The 16941-nt window shown below is 72.1% G+C and carries 14 protein-coding genes and 1 tRNA gene; 4 read left to right on the top strand and 11 right to left on the bottom strand.

All coding sequences use genetic code 11. From position 1 onward, the window contains the following. Positions 1-12: 12 nt before the first annotated feature. The 3 genes from ABEB09_RS16215 (at position 13) to ABEB09_RS16205 (ending at position 2625) form a co-directional block, all read left to right on the top strand. Complete coding sequence (locus tag ABEB09_RS16215) at positions 13-735, top strand: ABC transporter permease (protein ID WP_345690635.1); 723 nt, start codon at positions 13-15, stop codon at positions 733-735. A 124-nt stretch (positions 736-859) separates the two neighbouring features. Next, entirely contained in the window at positions 860-2263 is a 1404-nt protein-coding gene (lpdA, locus tag ABEB09_RS16210) for a dihydrolipoyl dehydrogenase (protein WP_345690634.1), read from the top strand. A gap of 278 nt (positions 2264-2541) precedes the next feature. Continuing rightward, a tRNA-Ser gene (locus ABEB09_RS16205) sits at positions 2542-2625 on the top strand. A 162-nt stretch (positions 2626-2787) separates the two neighbouring features. Here the strand turns inward: ABEB09_RS16205 and ABEB09_RS16200 are convergent. From ABEB09_RS16200 to ABEB09_RS16160, 9 genes are all read right to left on the bottom strand, one after another. Further along, on the bottom strand, positions 2788-3594 hold the full coding sequence (locus ABEB09_RS16200; RefSeq protein WP_345693954.1) for an HAD family hydrolase: 807 nt from the start codon (positions 3592-3594) through the stop codon (positions 2788-2790). Between the two features lie 11 nt (positions 3595-3605). After that, entirely contained in the window at positions 3606-4883 is a 1278-nt protein-coding gene (serS, locus tag ABEB09_RS16195; protein WP_345690633.1) for a serine--tRNA ligase, read from the bottom strand. Between the two features lie 486 nt (positions 4884-5369). Continuing rightward, positions 5370-6308: a prephenate dehydratase gene (gene pheA / locus ABEB09_RS16190; RefSeq protein WP_345690632.1), complete on the bottom strand. Its 939-nt coding sequence runs from the start codon at positions 6306-6308 to the stop codon at positions 5370-5372. 170 nt (positions 6309-6478) lie between these two features. Further along, entirely contained in the window at positions 6479-7747 is a 1269-nt protein-coding gene (gene efeB, locus ABEB09_RS16185; RefSeq protein ID WP_345690631.1) for an iron uptake transporter deferrochelatase/peroxidase subunit, read from the bottom strand. A gap of 7 nt (positions 7748-7754) precedes the next feature. Continuing rightward, the gene (locus tag ABEB09_RS16180) at positions 7755-9752 is read right to left on the bottom strand and encodes a copper resistance CopC/CopD family protein (protein WP_345690630.1); all 1998 of its coding nucleotides are present in this window, start codon (positions 9750-9752) and stop codon (positions 7755-7757) included. A 20-nt stretch (positions 9753-9772) separates the two neighbouring features. Continuing rightward, entirely contained in the window at positions 9773-10261 is a 489-nt protein-coding gene (locus ABEB09_RS16175) for a copper chaperone PCu(A)C (protein ID WP_345690629.1), read from the bottom strand. Then, positions 10258-10956: an SCO family protein gene (locus ABEB09_RS16170; RefSeq protein WP_345690628.1), complete on the bottom strand. Its 699-nt coding sequence runs from the start codon at positions 10954-10956 to the stop codon at positions 10258-10260. The genes ABEB09_RS16175 and ABEB09_RS16170 overlap by 4 nt, the downstream gene beginning before the upstream one ends. 32 nt (positions 10957-10988) lie before the next feature. Further along, positions 10989-11705: a YcnI family copper-binding membrane protein gene (locus tag ABEB09_RS16165; RefSeq protein WP_345690627.1), complete on the bottom strand. Its 717-nt coding sequence runs from the start codon at positions 11703-11705 to the stop codon at positions 10989-10991. A 113-nt stretch (positions 11706-11818) separates the two neighbouring features. Continuing rightward, positions 11819-12607, bottom strand: coding sequence for a hypothetical protein (locus tag ABEB09_RS16160; protein WP_345690626.1), 789 nt, complete (start codon positions 12605-12607; stop codon positions 11819-11821). Between the two features lie 158 nt (positions 12608-12765). Here ABEB09_RS16160 and ABEB09_RS16155 point away from each other — a divergent pair, with 158 nt between their 5' ends. Then, positions 12766-13206, top strand: a complete 441-nt coding sequence (locus ABEB09_RS16155) for an ATP-binding protein (RefSeq protein ID WP_345690625.1) — start codon at positions 12766-12768, stop codon at positions 13204-13206. A gap of 71 nt (positions 13207-13277) precedes the next feature. Here the strand turns inward: ABEB09_RS16155 and ABEB09_RS16150 are convergent, their stop codons facing one another. Both ABEB09_RS16150 and ABEB09_RS16145 read right to left on the bottom strand, forming a co-directional pair. Beyond that, positions 13278-14744 carry an aminopeptidase P family protein gene (locus tag ABEB09_RS16150; RefSeq protein WP_345690624.1) on the bottom strand — a complete coding sequence of 489 codons (1467 nt, stop codon included), beginning with the start codon at positions 14742-14744 and terminating at the stop codon, positions 13278-13280. Positions 14745-14857: 113 nt separating this feature from the next. Then, positions 14858-16462 (bottom strand): PP2C family protein-serine/threonine phosphatase, encoded by a 1605-nt coding sequence (locus tag ABEB09_RS16145; protein ID WP_345690623.1) that lies wholly within the window; start codon positions 16460-16462, stop codon positions 14858-14860. Positions 16463-16941: the final 479 nt, after the last annotated feature.

The following is a 16941-nucleotide window of genomic DNA, read 5'->3' as shown; positions in this document are numbered from 1 at the left end:
GGAGCCCTCGACATGTACAACCCCACCGTCGCCCGGCTCACCTACCGAGGTCTCCTCGGCCGTCGCCGCGCCGCGATCCTCTTCGTGCTGCCCGTCCTGCTGCTGCTCCTCGCCGGCGCGATCCGGGCCTTCAACGGCCCCGACGACCAGATCGCCGCCGACGTCCTCGGCGGCTTCGCGCTCGCCACGATGGTGCCGCTCATCGGCGTCATCGCCGGAACGGGCGCGATCGGCCCGGAGATCGACGACGGCTCGATCGTCTACCTGCTCGCCAAGCCGGTGAAGCGCCCCACCATCATCACCACCAAGCTCATCGTGGCGATCGCCGTGACCATGGTGTTCTCGGCCGTCCCCACGTTCCTCGCCGGAATGATCCTCAACGGCAACGGCCAGCAGGTCGCCGTCGCCTACACCGTCGCCGCGCTCGTCGCCTCGATCGCCTACAGCGCGGTGTTCCTGCTGCTCGGTACGGTCAGCCGGCACGCCGTCGTCATCGGCCTCGTCTACGCGCTGGTGTGGGAGTCCCTGTTCGGCAGTCTCATCGAGGGCGCCCGCACGCTCAGCGTCCAGCAGTGGGCGCTGGCCGTCGCCGAGAAGGTCACCCGGGGCGAGGGCCTGATCTCCTCCGACGTCGGCCTCCCGGTCGCCGTGAGCCTGCTCGTCGGAGTGACCGCCGCGGCCACCTGGTTCGCGGGGCAGAAGCTCCGCACGCTGACGCTGGCCGGAGAGGAGTAGGAGCCACCGGAGTTGTCCACAGGTGAGGCGGGCGGCACAGCGGTCGGCCCGGACCCGGATTACTGTGGGCCCGGGCGCGCACCGCACCCCGTACGACCCGTACTCACACTCTGGGGAGCAAGCCATGTCAGACCGCTTCGACGTCGTGGTACTCGGAGCCGGCCCCGGCGGTTACGTCGCCGCGATCCGCGCCGCCCAGCTGGGCAAGCGCGTGGCGGTCGTCGAGGAGAAGTACTGGGGCGGCGTCTGTCTGAACGTCGGCTGCATCCCCACCAAGGCGCTGCTGCGCAACGCCGAGCTGGCGCACATCTTCACCCACGAGGCGAAGACGTTCGGCATCAAGGTGGACGGCCAGGTCTCCTTCGACTACGGCGAGGCGTTCCGCCGCAGCCGCCGCGTCGCGGACGGCCGGGTCAAGGGCGTCCACTACCTGATGAAGAAGAACGGGATCACCGAGTTCACCGGCCGGGGCACCTTCCTCGACGCGAACACCCTTCAGGTGGCCCTCACCGACGGCACCAGCAGCACCATCACCTTCGACAACTGCATCATCGCGACCGGTGCCACGCCGCGGCTGCTGCCCGGTACGCGCCGCAGCGAGCGCGTCGTCACGTACGAGGAGCAGATCCTCGCCGATGACCTGCCGCAGTCCGTGGTGATCGCCGGCGCCGGCGCGATCGGTGTCGAGTTCGCGTACGTCCTGCACAACTACGGCGTGAAGGTCACCATCGTCGAGTTCCTCGACCGGATCGCGCCGCTGGAGGACAAGGACGTCTCCGCCGAGCTGGCCAAGCAGTACCGCAAGCTCGGCATCGACGTGCTCACCTCGACCCGCGTCGAGACCATCGACGAGTCCGGCCCGCAGGTCCGGGTCACCGTCACCGCCAAGGACGGCTCCCAGCAGGTTCTGGAGGCCGACAAGGTCCTCCAGGCGATCGGCTTCGCCCCGAACGTCACCGGGTACGGCCTGGAGGCCACCGGCGTGCGCCTCACCGAGCGCGGCGCGATCGACGTCGACGCCCGCTGCCGCACGTCCGTGCCGCACATCTACGCCATCGGCGACGTGACCGCGAAGCTGATGCTCGCGCACACCGCCGAGTCCATGGGTGTCGTCGCCGCCGAGACCATCGCGGGCGCCGAGACGATGGAGCTGGACTACCCGATGATCCCGCGCGCCACGTACTGCCAGCCGCAGATCGCCAGCTTCGGCTGGACCGAGGAGCAGGCCCGCGAGAAGGGCTTCGACGTCAAGGTCGCCAAGTTCCCGTTCACGGCGAACGGCAAGGCGCACGGCCTGGGCGACTCCACCGGCTTCGTGAAGCTGATCAGTGACGCCAAGTACGGCGAGATCATCGGCGCCCACCTGATCGGCCCGGACGTCACCGAGCTGCTGCCCGAGCTGACACTGGCACAGCAGTGGGACCTGACGGTCCACGAGGTGGCGCGCAACGTGCACGCCCACCCGACGCTGGGCGAGGCGGTCAAGGAGGCCGTCCACGGCCTCGCGGGCCACATGATCAACTTCTGAGGCGCCATCTGATCGGCTCCGGGCGCCTGAGCTCCCCTCAGGCGCCCGGAAATTCACTGGCGAGGAGCGGCTGCCCCGGGCACAGTGGTGGAGGAACTGACCACCATCGAGACCGGGGGGAGCGAGACGTGACCGAGGAGAGTACGAGTCCGTCGCACTCCCTTCAGGGCAGCGCCCGACCGGCACCGGAGTAGCCACCACACCACTCCGTGAGCCGTCGGAACGCAGCTGCCCGGGGCGGCCGCTTCGAGCGCGCATCCGCGCGGGCCGCCCTTCCCGGAGGATTGGCCGAGTGGTAAGGCACCGGCTTGCTAAGCCGTGGTCGGGGTCTCCCCGCGCGCGTTCGATCCGCGCATCCTCCGCGTACGTCCCGCTGAGCGCGTCCGATTCCGCGTACGTCCTGCTCAGCGCGGCAGGCTTCGCGTACGTCCCGCTCAACGCGGCCGATTCCGCGTACCTCCCGCTCGGCGGGACGGACGCCGCGAAGTCCTGCTCAGCGGCAGGCTTCGCGTAAGTCGCCCGCCTCAGCGCGCCAGCAGCTCCTCCAGCACCACCGCGATGCCGTCCGCCTCGTTGGAGGCGGTGATCTCGTGGGCGACGGCCTTCAGGTCGTCGTGCGCGTTGGCCATCGCCACGCCGTGGGCCGCCCAGGCGAACATCGGGATGTCGTTGGGCATGTCCCCGAAGGCGATGGTCTGCGCGGCCTTCACGCCGAGCCGGCGGGCCGCCAGCGAGAGGCCCGTCGCCTTGCTGAGGCCCAGCGGCAGGATCTCCACTATCCCGGGCCCCGCCATGACCACGTCCACCAGGCTGCCGACCGCCTCCCGCGAGGCCGACGCCAGGGCGTCGTCGTCCAGCTCCGGGTGCTGGATGTAGAGCTTGTTCAGCGGCGCGGACCACAGGTCGGCCGGATCCGTGTACGGCAGGTACGGCAGCGGGCCGCCGTGGACCTGGTACCCGGGGCCGATGAGGACCTCGCCGTCCAGGCCGTCGCGGCTCGCGGCGATGGCCAGGGGGCCCACCTCGGCCTCGATCTTCGCCAGGGCGAGCCCGGCCAGCTGCCGGTCCAGCGTCAGGGACGTCAGCAGCCGGTGCTCACCCGCGTGGTAGACCTGCGCGCCCTGGCCGCACACCGCGAGCCCCTGGTAGCCCAGGTCGTCCAGGATGTGCCGGGTCCAAGGGACCGACCGGCCCGTGACGACGATGTGCGCGGCGCCCGCCGCCGTGACGGCGGCGAGCGCGTCGCGCGTACGCTGCGAGACCGTCTCGTCGGAGCGCAGGAGCGTCCCGTCGAGATCGGTCGCGACCAGCTTGAAGGGGAACGGGCTCAGGGGCGCGGCGCTCACTTGGCGACCGGCTCCAGCAGCTCCCTGCCCCCGAGGTAGGGACGGAGGACCTCCGGGACGCGGACCGAGCCGTCGGCGAGCTGGTGGTTCTCCAGGATCGCCACGATCGTGCGCGGCACGGCGCACAGCGTGCCGTTGAGCGTGGCGAGCGGCTGCACCTTCTTGCCGTCCCGCATCCGGACGGACAGCCGGCGGGCCTGGAAGCTGTCGCAGTTGGACGCGGAGGTCAGCTCGCGGTACTTGCCCTGCGTCGGGATCCACGCCTCGCAGTCGTACTTGCGCGAGGCGGAGGCGCCGAGGTCGCCGGTGGCCACGTCGATCACCTGGAACGGCAGCTCCAGGGAGGTGAGCCACTGCTTCTCCCACTCCAGGAGCCGCTTGTGCTCGGCCTCCGCGTCCTCCGGGGCGACGTACGAGAACATCTCGACCTTGTCGAACTGGTGGACGCGGAAGATGCCGCGGGTGTCCTTGCCGTACGTACCGGCCTCGCGCCGGTAGCAGGGCGAGAAGCCGGCGTACCGCAGCGGAAGCTTCTCCGCCTCGATGATCTCGTCCATGTGGTACGCGGCGAGCGGCACCTCGGACGTGCCGACCAGGTAGAAGTCGTCCTTCTCCAGGTGGTACACGTTCTCGGCGGCCTGGCCCAGGAAGCCGGTGCCCTCCATGGCGCGCGGGCGGACCAGCGTCGGCGTGAGCATCGGGATGAACCCGGCCTCCGTCGCCTGCGCGATCGCCGCGTTGACCAGCGCGAGCTCCAGCAGCGCGCCGACGCCCGTCAGGTAGTAGAAGCGGGAGCCGGACACCTTGGCGCCGCGCTCCACGTCGATGGCGCCCAGCGCCTCGCCCAGCTCCAGGTGGTCCTTGGGCGCGAAGCCCTCGGCCGCGAAGTCGCGGATGGTGCCGTGCGTCTCCAGGACGACGAAGTCCTCCTCGCCGCCGACCGGGACGTCGGAGTGCACGATGTTGCCGAGCTTCAGCAGCAGCTGCCGGGTCTCCTCGTCGGCCTCGTGCTGCGCGGCGTCGGCGGCCTTGACGTCGGCCTTCAGCTGCTCGGCCCGCGCCAGCAGCTCGGCCCGCTCCTCCGGGGACGCCTTGGGGATGAGCTTGCCGAGCGACTTCTGTTCGGAGCGGAGCTCGTCGAAGCGGACGCCGGACGACCTGCGCCGCTCGTCGGCGGAGAGCAGGGCGTCGACGAGGTCGACGTCCTCTCCACGGGCGCGCTGGGAGGCGCGAACACGGTCGGGGTCCTCACGGAGCAGGCGAAGGTCAATCACCCCTCCAGGCTACCGGTGTGCGCACACCGCACCCCACCGCATATCTCCTCTCCCCAAGCGTGTCGCTTTGTCCTAATTGCCGGAATTGTTGAGGGTGGAGGGGAAACGCCACTTCTTCGGTGGCAAAGTGCCGTCCACGCGCGTCACTTGTCCACAGAGGGCGCGGGTCCGGAAATGTTATCCACAGGGTGTGGGGAAGGGGTGTGGACTTCGGAATTGATCGTTCCGAAAGTCGTACGCCCGGCAGGGGAATCCCCGACCAAACCTGTTCCACGCACTCATTCGGGTGGGAATTCCTCCCCTTAAGGGGGTGATCAAAGGAATGGGGGTGACGCGGGCGGAGACGGCCGACTGTGGACGCAGCTGCGGTGACTACACCGATTTATCGACCTTGTCCGGTTCCGGCGCGGTCGGTCACCGCTGCGGATGTCGACTTGTCCCCAGGTCGAGGAGCGGTCCTGTGGATAACTCCGGCGGGCTGTCCGCTCAGGCGCCCCGGCCGTCCTGGCAGCGCGCCAGCCAGTCCGACGCCGCAGTGAAGTCCTCGTCCGAGGTGCCCGGGCGGAGCGCCCGCACCTCCGAGGCCGTCACACCCGCCCGCGGATACGAGCCCAGGAACCGCACCTTCGGGCAGATCCGCTTCAGCCCCATCAGCGCCTCGCCCACCCGGCGGTCCGCGATATGGCCCTCGGCGTCGACCGCGAAGCAGTAATTGCCGATTCCGGCACCCGTCGGGCGTGACTGGATCAGCATCAGGTTGACGCCGCGCACCGCGAATTCCTGGAGCAGTTCCAGCAGCGCACCCGGATGGTCGTCGCGCAGCCAGAGCACCATCGACGTCTTGTCCGCGCCGGTCGGGGCGGACGGCCGGGCCGGGCGCCCCACCAGGACGAACCGCGTCTCGGCGTTCTCGGCGTCGTGGATGTCCGTGACCAGCGGCTCCAGGCCGTACGTCGCCGCCGCGAACGCTCCGGCGAAGGCGGCGTCGTACCGGCCCTCCTGCACCAGCCGCGCGCCGTCCGCGTTCGACGCCGCCGACTCCCACACGGCCTCGGGCAGGTTGTCCCGCAGCCAGTTGCGCACCTGCGGCTGGGCCACCGGGTGGCCCGTCACCGTCTTGACGTCGGACAGCTTCGTGCCCGGCCGCACCAGCAGCGCGAAGGCGATCGGCAGCAGCACCTCGCGGTAGATCATCAGGGGCTCGCCCGAGGCCAGCTCGTCGAGCGTCGCCGTGACGCCGCCCTCCACCGAGTTCTCGATCGGTACGAGCGCGGCGGCCGCCTCCCCGTTCCGTACGGCGTCCAGTGCCGCCGGTACCGAGACCATCGGCACCAGCTCCCGCGTCGCCGCTTCCGGCAGCGTACGCAGGGCGGCTTCCGTGAACGTGCCCTCGGGACCGAGATAGGTGTATCGCGTGGCCGACATACGGTCACCCTAATGCGCCGGGGCGACCAAGTGGTCACCTCGCGCATCGCGCCTCGACAGCCCCTGCGGCCCCGTGCGCCTCATGCCTCGGGAGCCCTCGGGTCCCGTGCGCCTCACGCCCCTGCGGCCCCGTGCGTCCACGTCTCGGGCGCCCCGCCGACCGCCGCGCCTCAGCCCTCCAGCAGCCGCTGCCCCACGTACTCGCCGTCCGCCGGGCCGCCCGGGACCGCGTAGAGGCCGCTCGCCTCGTGGCGGATGAACGCCGACAGCGCGTCGCCCCGGTCCAGCTTCCGCTGCACCGGCACGAAGCCCCTCAGCGGATCGGCCTGCCAGCAGATGAACAGCAGACCCGCGTCCGGCGTCCCGTCCGGCCCGATCCCGTCGTGGAAGGAGAACGGCCGGCGCAGCATCGCCGCCCCGCCGTTCTGCTCGGGCGCCGAGATCCGGGCGTGCGCGTCGACCGGGATGACGGGCTTGCCGTCGGACCCGAGCTTGTCCAGATCGGGCTTCGTCGTCTCCGTACCGCCCGTCAGCGGGGCGCCGTCGGACTTGCGGCGCCCGATCACGCGCTCCTGCTTCTCCAGCGGGAGCTTCTCCCAGTCGTCCAGCAGCATCCGGATCCGCCGCACGACCGCGTACGAGCCGCCCGTCATCCACGGCTGGTCCCCGCCCGCCGCGACGAAGATCCGCCGGTCGAAGTCGGGATCCGTCGGCTTCGGGTTGTTGGTGCCGTCGACCTGGCCCATCAGGTTCCGCGCGGTCATCGGCCGCGCGGTCGCGCCCGGCGAGCGGTTGAAGCCGTTCATCTGCCAGCGCACCTTCGCCGCCGCACCCGCCTCCTTCTGGATCACCCGCAGCGCGTGGAACGCGACCAGCGCGTCGTCCGCGCCGATCTGCACCCACAGGTCGCCGTTCGAGCGCCGTGCGTCCAGCCGGTCCGCGGAGAACGCGGGCAGCGGCTCCAGCTGCGCCGGCCGCCGCGCGACCAGCCCCGTACGGTCGAAGAAGGACGCCCCGAAGCCGAAGGTCACGGTGAGCGAGCACGGGCCGGCGTCGCGCGCCACCCCGCTGTCGCCGTCCCCGACCGGCCTGCCCGCCATCAGCAGCTCGGCGGCCGCCGACCAGCGGCGCATCAGCGCGACCGCCTCCTTGCGGCCCGCCCCCGGCGCCAGGTCGAACGCGACCACATGGCCGCGCGCCTGCAAAGGCGTGGTGATCCCCGCCTGGTGGGCGCCGCGGAACGGCACCGTCCCGGCGCCGACCGTCGCCAGCGCGGGCGCGTCCCCGCCTCCGGACGGCTCGCCGGCCGCCGCGTAGGTGGCGGCTCCGCCGGCCGCGCCCAGCACCAGGCCCGCGGCACCGGCGGCGCCCGCCGTGCCCAGCAGCCGTCGCCGCGAGATCTCCACCATGTCCTGCTGGTCGTCCTGCTTGTCGCTCATCACCCGGTCAGCCGATCTTGACGTTCTTCTCGATGGTGGTCTGGTCGATGTCGGAGGTCCGGACGGTCACCTGGATCCGCCACTCGCCCGGCATCGGGATCTGCAGGCCGGTGGCCTTCCAGTGCCCGGCCGCGACCCGTTCCGGCACGACCGGCAGCGGCCCGATCCGCTGGGCGTCCAGCGTGAACGCCACCTTCAGCTCGGGCACGTCCTGCGGGCGCCCGCTCGCCCCGTCCACGTACACCTGGAGGGTGTTGGCGCCGGAGCGCCCGGGGTCCAGGCTCAGCCGGACCGTGCCCTTGCCGGCGGGGCCGCCCGTGTCGAACGGCAGGCGCAGGTCGATCGGCCGGTCGGGTACGGCCGTCGCGGACGCGGCCTGCGTACGGTCGGCCTGCTCCTGCGTGCGGCCCGGCTCGGTCGCGGTGAGGAGGGTGGTCACGCCCAGCAGCACCACGGCGACGGTCGCCTCGGCGAGCACGGACCGCCGCAGACCGGCCCGCGCGGGGTCGGCGTCGCGGGCGCGCTGCTTGCGCGCGGTCGCCACGGCGGCCCGCTGCCGGGCGAGTTGAGCGGCCCGCTCGGGGTCGACGGCGGGGTCCTGTACGTCCCCGTCCTGTACGTCCGTGTCCTGTGCGTCCGTGTCCTGTACGTCCCCGCCACGCGCCTCCGCGTCCTGGGCCTTCGCCTCCGGCGTCGTGTCGTCGGCAACGGCGTCATCGACGCCACCGCCCTCCGCACCGGCGCCGTCCGCGACGCCCGGCGCCGTGTCCGCCAGCCGCCGCGTCCAGCGCCGGGACGCCCAGGCGACGCCGACGAGGACGGCGACCAGCGCCACCTTGAGCAGCAGCAGCCGCCCGTACGCCGTGCCGGTCAGCGCCGACCAGGAGCCGACCTGCCGCCACGACTGGTACAGCCCGGTCGCGGCCAGCACCACCACGGAGCCGAACGCCACGCGCGAGAACCGCCGTACGGCGGCCCGCTCGAGCGACGGCTCCCGGTACAGCGCGACCAGCAGGGCCGCGAGCCCGCCCAGCCAGGCCGCCATCGCCAGCAGGTGCAGCACGTCCACGGGCATGGCCACGCCGGGCTGGAGCCCGGCCGACGCGTGCTCGGACAGGGCCCAGGTCCCGGCGATCCCGGCCGCGACGACCGTCCCGCCGACCGCGAGCCCGAACGTCAGGTCCTTCTTCTCGGCGCCCTCGCGCCGGGCGTAGGCCCCGAACAGCACCGCGACGAACAGCGCCGCCGCACCGGCCAGCAGCAGCCGCGACATGAGCGCCGCACCGGTCCTGGTCTCCAGCACGGCCCTGAGCCCGTCCAGGTCCAGCACGTCGGCCAGTTCGCCCGACGTCGTGTACGGGCCGCGCAGCAGCAGAAGTGCCAGCGTCGCCGCCGTCAGCGTCACCCAGCCGCGGGCGACCAGCCGCTGCACCGGCCGCACCGCCGCCCCGCGCGGCCAGCACGCGACGACGAACGCGGCGCCGCCCACCAGTAGGACGAAACCGGCGTACGAGGCGTAGCGGGCCACGTCGTAGAGCGAGCCGACCAGGCCGCCGCCGGGCTGCTGCTCCGGCAGCGCCACCGTCGTCGCCGAGGGCGCCCCGATGGAGAACGTGAACGCGCCGGCGATCGGATGGCTGTCGGCGGACACGGCCTGCCAGGCCACGGTGTACGTGCCCGTCGGCAGCCCGGACCGCAGCTGCACCCCGTACCGGACCACGGATCCGCTGCACAGGTCGCGAAGTTCACCGGTGTCGGCGCGCCTGCCGCTCGGTTCGAGGACCCGGATCGAGTCGTCGCCCATGGCGACCTGCTCGGAGAAGGTGAGCGTGACGCGCTGGGGCGCGGTGGCGACCACCGCCCCGTCCGCGGGGTCGCTGCCGGTGAGCGCGGCGTGCGCGGACGCCGTGCCCGAGAACACGGTGCCGAGCAGCGCGGCGGTGAGGACCAGCAGCACGGACAGCAGCCGCGCGGTGGGCGGCCGCACGGAGGCGGTGGCCGTCATGGTGCGTCACTCCTTCCGGGTCAGTGGTGCTGCGGGTTGTGGTTCCGCGCCTCGACCGGAAGCTCGACCTTGATGGGGTCGGACTTCTGGAAGTGCAGCTCGATACTGACCTTGTCGCCCTGCTTCGGGGTGCGCTTCAGCCCCATGAACATGAGGTGGTCGCCGCCGCGTCGCAGCTGCAGTTCGTCGTGCGCGGGCAGCGGGAACGACGTCACCTGCTGCATCTTCTGGTCCTTCGTCTCGTGCAGCTGCACGTCGTCGGAGAGATCGCTGGTGACCGACGTGAGGGTGTCGTCCACGCCGCTGAGGTTGGTGATCGACAGGAAGCCCCCGGCCATCTCGCCGTTGACGGGCTCGGGCATGAACGCCCCGCTGACCTCCAGCTTCGGGGCGGCGTCCGAGCCGTCGGCGGAGGAGCAGCCGCCGAGGGCCAGACCGGCGACGAGGGCTATGGCGGAGGCGAACGCCGTGGCGGTGGAACGGGTCGTGCGGGTGGTGCGGCGGTTCACGGGTTCTCCCCCTTGATGATCTTCGGCAGGTCCTTGGCCCAGTCCTCCACGGTGGTGTTCTCGCCGTAGACGACATAGCCCTGGTCCGTCCTGGGCGAGAACGCGATCACCTGTGCGCCGTGCATGGAGACGACCGAGCCGTCCTTCTCCTTCTTCGGCGGGTCGATGCCGATGCCGATCTGGCGGGCGCCCGCCTGGATCGTGGCGAACTCGCCGCTCAGTCCGATGAAGGACGGGTCGCCGGCCGCGGGCAGCCACTTGGCCAGCTCGGCGGGGGTGTCCCGCTCGGGGTCCGTGGTGACGAAGACGACCTGGAGCTTGTCCTGGTCCGCCTTGGGGAGCTTCTTCTTGGCGATGGCGATGTTGCTCATCGTCAGCGGGCACACGTCGGGGCAGTGCGTGTAGCCGAAGTAGATGAGCACCGGCTTGCCCTTGGTGCGCGCACGCAGGTCGTACGGCTTGCCGGTGGTGTCCGTCAGGACAAGGTCGGGCTTCGTGAACGGCCGGTCCAGGACCGTGCCCGGCTTGCCCGAGTCCGGGGCGAGCGACACGTCGGCCGCGGGACCGTCGGCCTTCGGGGTCGTGGGCCCGCACGCGGACAGGGTGAGCGCGGAGGCGGCGACGAGCGCCGCCGCGATCAGCGGGGCGCGTCGCGCGGCCCGGAGGGGCCGCACGGCACGGGTGAGCTTGCGCATGGTTTCTCTCTTGGCAGGGTGAGGGGAGGCGGTCAGGCGGACCGGCGGCGTCCGGCCAGGACACCGAAGGCGACGCCCGCGACGCCGGCCAGGATGCCGACGATGCCGAGGACGCGGGCGGTGGTGTCGGTGGCGTCACCGGTGGCCGCCGCGGGCGCGGCGGCCTGGTTCTCGGGCTTCTGCGGCGCGCCGCCGCCGTGGTGGCCTTCGGTCGCGGCGGACAGCTTGAGCACGGGAGCAGGGGTCGCGGGCTCGGCGGCCCCGTCCTTGGGCTCCTCGATCCAGCGCACGACCTCCTTGTTGTCGTACGTCTGGAGGGCCTTGAAGACGAGCCGGTCGGTGTCCTCGGGCAGCCGGCCGAGCGAGACCGGGAACTGCTGGAATTCGCCGGGGCCGATCTTCGAGCCGTTCGCCGTCCAGGTGATCTTCGAGGGCGCCTCGGTGATCTTCTTGCCGTGCAGCTCCAGCGGCTTCGCCAGCGCGGCCTTCTCGACCTTCACGGTCCAGCCGGGCACGGGCTGCGGCATCACGGAGGCGAGCGGGTGGTCCTTCGGCAGGGTGACCTCCAGCTTCACGGTGGAGGCGCTGTCCCGCTCGTTGGGGACCTTGAAATTGACCGTCGCGTAGCCGCCCTTGGCGGCCTCGCCCTGCGGCTGCACGCTGACGTGCGCGTACGCGGCGGGGCAGAGCAACAGGACGGAGGAGACGGCGACGGCGCCGGCGACGGCGAGACGACGAGAGACGTTCACGGCGGAACACACTCCATGTGCAGGTAGGGGTGAGTACGCCCGGAGCGCGGCGACGGCGGAGCCGGGCCGGCGCGCGAGGGCATCGCGACACCACTCCCGTCGAGTGGGTCGCGTCAGGCTGCGAGGGTGAATACGGCCGGCGGGCCGCGCCTGATCACCGTGTGCTGGAGTGCTTCCGCCGACGCGGGCGGAGGGATGTCGTCGTCGCCGCGCCGCGACCGCGGGCCCGCCCAGGTGGGCGCGGGCAGCCCGGCCGCGAGTGCGCGTACGAGGACGAGGGCGCCGCGCAGCGCGCGGACGAGGGCCTGTTCGGCGACCCCGGCGACACCCCGGGCCGACACCTGGGCCAGCCGGGCCAGTTGCAGGATCGCGAGGTCGCCCCGGCGCAGCAGCCACCCGGTCACCAGGGCGGCCAGCAGGTGCCCGAGGACCATGGAGAGGCTGGGCAGCACCTGCGGGTCGACGGCGACGCCCGTCCCGGCGGGCATCGCGGCGGCAGCGGCGGCGGCGGGGTCGAGCCCGGCCGTCGTGACGATCCGGTGCGCCTCCCCCGGGCTGATCGCCGACGCCCCCGCACCGCACAGGAGCCGTGCGGCGGCCCGGATCAGCGCGTCGTCCGCCGCGGCCGCGGAGGCCTGGGCGGCGGTGTGCTGCTGGCCGAGCCCGAACAGGGCGTGCAGGGCCAGCTGTCCGCCCGCGAGGGCCGACGCGATCGACGGCAGCGAGCGGTCCCGCCCGGTGAACGGGAGGGCGAGTGCGAAGACCCCCAGGAACCCGATGGCGAGCGTCCACCACGGGACGGCCGCGCAGGCCGCGAGGACGTGGCCCAGCGCGGACAGCACAAGACAGACCGCGGTGAACACCGCGGCCCGCAGCAGCCGTGGACCAAAGGGGGCGAACATGGCGGGGCCATCATCCCATCACGCGTGCGCGCTCCATACGGCAGGCACCGCTTCCGCGTCATCCGCCGAATGAGGGCTCTGGCGTCAACTCCATGCTTACGTGCCCGAATCGTGGCAATACGTAACGGTATGTCGAGCCGCAGCCAGGAGGCTGGAGCATGAGCATCTGGTGGTCTCTCCATTTGCGGCGCGAGGCTGCGAGCGTTCCGCTCGCCCGTCGCCTCCTCCTCGGCACCATGGAGACCGCGGGGGTCGACCCGGACACTTCCTACGATCTGTCGCTCGCGCTGGGCGAGGCCTGCGCCAACGCGGTGGAGCACGGTGGGGAGGGCGCCACGGAGTTCCGGGTCACCGCCTACCTGGACGGCGAGAAGTGCCGTATCGAAGTGGCCGACTCGGGACCGGGTTTCCCGCCCGGGCCCGTCCATGCCACCCTCGCCGCCGTCTCTCCGGACGCCGAGAGCGGGCGCGGCCTGCGCCTGATCGAAGAGCTCGCCGACCATGTCCACTTCGGCAACAGAGCCGGGCGGGGCGGTGCGGTGGTGAGCTTCGACAAGATCGTCAAATGGCGGGCCGACGCGCCTTTGGCCCTCACCTGACGCCCGTTGTTTCACGTGAAACGTCCCCCGCCGGCAGCGCCGGCGGGGGACGTCGTCCGTACGACAGGGCGTCAGCCCTTGAGGCCGGCCATCCACGCCTCGACCTCGTCGGAGCGGCGCGGCAGCCCGTCCGACAGGTTCCGGTTGCCGTCCTCCGTCACGAGGATGTCGTCCTCGATCCGCACACCGATGCCGCGGTACTCCTCCGGCACGGTCAGGTCGTCCGCCTGGAAGTACAGGCCCGGCTCGACGGTCAGGCACATGCCCGGCTCCAGCGTGCCGGCCACGTACGCCTCGGTGCGGGCGGCGGCGCAGTCGTGGACGTCCATGCCGAGCATGTGACCCGTGCCGTGCAGGGTCCACCGGCGCTGGAGGCCCAGCTCCAGGACCCGCTCGACCGGGCCCTCGACGAGGCCCCACTCGACCAGCTTCTCGGCGAGGACCCGCTGCGCCGCGTCGTGGAAGTCACGGAACTTGGCGCCCGGCTTCACCGCGGCGATACCGGCCTCCTGGGCCTCGTACACCGCGTCGTAGATCTTGCGCTGGATGTCGGTGAACGTGCCGGAGATCGGCAGCGTGCGGGTCACGTCCGCGGTGTACAGCTCGTTCGTCTCGACACCGGCGTCGAGCAGGAGCAGGTCGCCGGAGCGGACGGGGCCGTCGTTGCGCACCCAGTGCAGGGTGCAGGCGTGCGGGCCGGCGGCGGCGATCGTGCCGTAGCCGACGTCGTTGCCCTCGACGCGCGCCCGCAGGAAGAACGTGCCCTCGATGTAGCGCTCGGAGGTGGCCTGGGCCTTGTCGAGGACCTTCACGACGTCCTCGAAGCCGCGGGCCGTGGAGGCGCACGCCTTCTCCAGCTCCGCCACCTCGAACGCGTCCTTCACCAGACGCGCCTCGGAGAGGTAGACCCGCAGCTCCTCGTCGCGCTCGGCGGTGACCTTGTCGGTGAGCGCCTTCTCGATGCCGGCGTCGTGGCCGCGCACGACCCGCACGGGGCCGGTGGCCTCGGCGAGCTTCGCGGGCAGCTCGCGCACGTCGGCGGTCGGGATGGCGTAGAGGGCCGCGGCCTCGGTCAGCGAGTGGCGGCGGCCGACCCACAGCTCGCCCTGGCCGGACAGCCAGAACTCGCCGTTCTCCCGGTCGGAGCGCGGCAGCAGGTACAGCGTCGCGTCGTGGCCGCCGTCCTTCGGCTCCAGCACGAGGACGCCGTCCTCGGTCTGGTTGCCGGTGAGGTACGCGTACTCGGTGGCGGCGCGGAAGCTGTACTCGGTGTCGTTGGAGCGGATCTTCAGATTGCCCGCGGGGATCACCAGGCGCTCGCCCGGGAAGCGAGCGGACAGCGCGGCCCGCCGCTCGGCGGTGTGCCCGGCCTGGGCGATCGGCTCCAGGTCGGTCAGCTCGGTGTCGGCCCAGCCGGACTTCATGTTCGCCGCGAGCTCGTCCGAAACGCCCGGGTACAGGCCGTTCTTGCGCTGCTTCATGGGCTCTTCTTCGGTCTCTGGGGTCTCCAGAGCGTCCGGGGTGAGCTCTTCGGCCACGGGTCCGCCTCCTCTTGGTACGACACTGAACCCCCTCCATCGTACGGTCGTACGGAAGGGGGCCCAGAGTCACGGGAGGCCAACTCGGCGTCACGCGACGCGGCGGCCGCCGGTCAGTCGAAGCGGGCCGCGAGCAGCACCACGTCCTCGTCCTCGTCACCGCCGGACGGCACGGCGCCGGACGGCACGGCGCCGTGCGGCGCGGGGGCGGGAAGGCCGCCCGGCAGCACCGCCCGCAGCACATGGTCGGCGACGGCACCCGGATCGGCCCGGTCGGCCCTCGGGACGCTCGCGGCCGCCGCGTGCAGCCGGGCGAAGGCGCGGTCCACCGGCCCGCCGATCCGCCGCAGCAGCCCGTCGGTGTAGAGCAGCAGCGTCTCGCCGGGCTCGACGACGAGGTCCACGCTCGGCGCCTCCCAGCAGGCCAGCATCCCGAGCGGCGCGGACAAGGAGGTCTCGACGTACTCGGCGCGCCGCTCGCCGGTGATCAGCGGTGGGGCGTGCCCGGCCCCGGCCAGCACCACCTTGCGCTGGGCGGGCTCGGCGTACGCGAAGAGCGCGGTGGCGGACCGCGCCGGTTCGGTGAGCCGCAGCAGCAGCTCCAGGTCGGACAGTACGGCGACGGGGTCCTCGCCCTCCATCACCGCGTACGCGCGCAGGGACGCCCGCAGCCGGCCCATCGCGGCCAGCGCGCTCGGTCCGGATCCGGTCACGGATCCCACGGCCAGACCCAGCGCGCCCTCCGGCAGGGGCAGCGCGTCGTACCAGTGGCCGCCGCCGCGGGGGCCGGCGTGGTGGCGGGCGGCGAGCCGGACGCCCGGGACGCGGGGGAGCCGGGTGGGGAGCAGTTCCTCGGTGATGGTGGCGACGTTCGCGCGGCCGCGTTCCAGTTCCAGCAGGCGGGCGAGGTGTTCGGAGGCGTACTGCCCGTAGAGGCCGACGAGATGGCGGCGGCGTTCGGGGGGCTCGGCCGGCTCGTCGTACAGCCAGACGGCGGCACCCAGCCGGCCGGCGGACTCGGTGACGAGCGGTACGGCGTAGCTCGCGGCGAAGCCGAGGCGGGCGGCGACCTCCCGGTGGCGGGGGTCCAGGTGCTCGTCGCCGAGGAGGTCGGGGACGGCGACCGGGGCGGGGGCGGGGGGCTCGGGCAGCGGACCGTCACGGGCGGGCCGTTCGGGGAGCGGGCCTCCGGGCAGCCCGTCGAGGAGGCGTCCGTAGGAGGTGGCGCTGCGCGGGACGGTTTCCAGTGTGCCGAGGTCGGCGTGGGCGAGGCCGAGTCCGACGGTGACCGTGGGGCCGAGCCCGTCGGCCGGTTCGAGGAAGGCCATGCCGCGGGGGGCGCCGACGAGCGCGGCGCCGGCCCTCAGCAGCTCGTGCAGGGCGTCGTCGAGTGTGCTCGTCCGGGCGAGGCGTTCGGTGAGTTCGTGGAGGGTGGTGAGATCGGAGACCCAGCCTGCCAGCCGGTCCTGGATCAACGCGCCGGGTGCCGGATGCGCGGTGGGGATGCCCGGGTGAGGCGTTGCAGTGTGCGCAGGAGCGGGAACCGTTGGATCGATTCCAGCCACTTTCGGCAGGTGAGGGGCGCTCATGGCAGCCGGCTTTCCGGCTGCTTCTCTTTGCTCAATAGCATCGCAAACCCCCATGTCAATCCGCATGTCATTCTGCGCCGCTATCACTGCATCCACATGTACACGCAGAAGTAAGGGGATGTCCAGCATTGTCCAGCGGGACGCGTGGTGTCTGTGCGATGCTGAACTTGGCCAAAAAATAGCCCCGATGGGGAGGTTTTGCGGTCGACTGAGCGCGTTCGACAAAGGGGCACCACCCGGAAGCGACACCGGACCGATCTTCACGGCTCTTCGTGGATCTTCGTGACGGATTCCGGGGGGAGCGTCATTCCGAGCGCGTGGGGTACGTAATCGTTGGTGGCCAGGGGCAGTTGGGGCAGGCCCGGAACCCGTCGGGAAGTCCTGGCGTCCTCACCATCGAGGACGCGCCCCGTCCCCGGGTGGCGGGAAAGATCAGCACAGCAGCGGGACTGCGGACGGCGGCACAGCAAGCGGATCGAAAAGCGCCCTGCCCGCGCCACCCCTCGCCACACGTTTAATGGACTGCAGTCGACGCTCGGCCCCAGCGGTGTTGTCTCGCCGCACCGGCAGCGGGGTCGACCCATGCCAGCGGCAAGGGCGGCGAATCG

The organism is Streptomyces coeruleoprunus (assembly GCF_039542925.1).
GTDB classification, from domain to species: Bacteria; Actinomycetota; Actinomycetes; order Streptomycetales; family Streptomycetaceae; genus Streptomyces; species Streptomyces coeruleoprunus.
The sequence above is the reverse complement of the archived record's forward strand: the minus strand, read 5'-3'. Positions and strand labels throughout refer to the sequence as shown.

Excerpts from the sequence above, each read along its gene's own strand:
- ABEB09_RS16215 (WP_345690635.1), top strand. The coding sequence starts at position 13 with ATGTACAACCCCACCGTCGCCCGGCTCACCTACCGAGGTCTCCTCGGC.
- lpdA (WP_345690634.1), top strand. The coding sequence starts at position 860 with ATGTCAGACCGCTTCGACGTCGTGGTACTCGGAGCCGGCCCCGGCGGT.
- pheA (WP_345690632.1), bottom strand. The coding sequence starts at position 6,308 with ATGTCGGCCACGCGATACACCTATCTCGGTCCCGAGGGCACGTTCACG.
- efeB (WP_345690631.1), bottom strand. The coding sequence starts at position 7,747 with ATGAGCGACAAGCAGGACGACCAGCAGGACATGGTGGAGATCTCGCGG.
- ABEB09_RS16180 (WP_345690630.1), bottom strand. The coding sequence starts at position 9,752 with ATGACGGCCACCGCCTCCGTGCGGCCGCCCACCGCGCGGCTGCTGTCC.
- ABEB09_RS16170 (WP_345690628.1), bottom strand. The coding sequence starts at position 10,956 with ATGCGCAAGCTCACCCGTGCCGTGCGGCCCCTCCGGGCCGCGCGACGC.
- ABEB09_RS16160 (WP_345690626.1), bottom strand. The coding sequence starts at position 12,607 with ATGTTCGCCCCCTTTGGTCCACGGCTGCTGCGGGCCGCGGTGTTCACC.
- ABEB09_RS16155 (WP_345690625.1), top strand. The coding sequence starts at position 12,766 with ATGAGCATCTGGTGGTCTCTCCATTTGCGGCGCGAGGCTGCGAGCGTT.
- ABEB09_RS16145 (WP_345690623.1), bottom strand. The coding sequence starts at position 16,462 with ATGCTGGACATCCCCTTACTTCTGCGTGTACATGTGGATGCAGTGATA.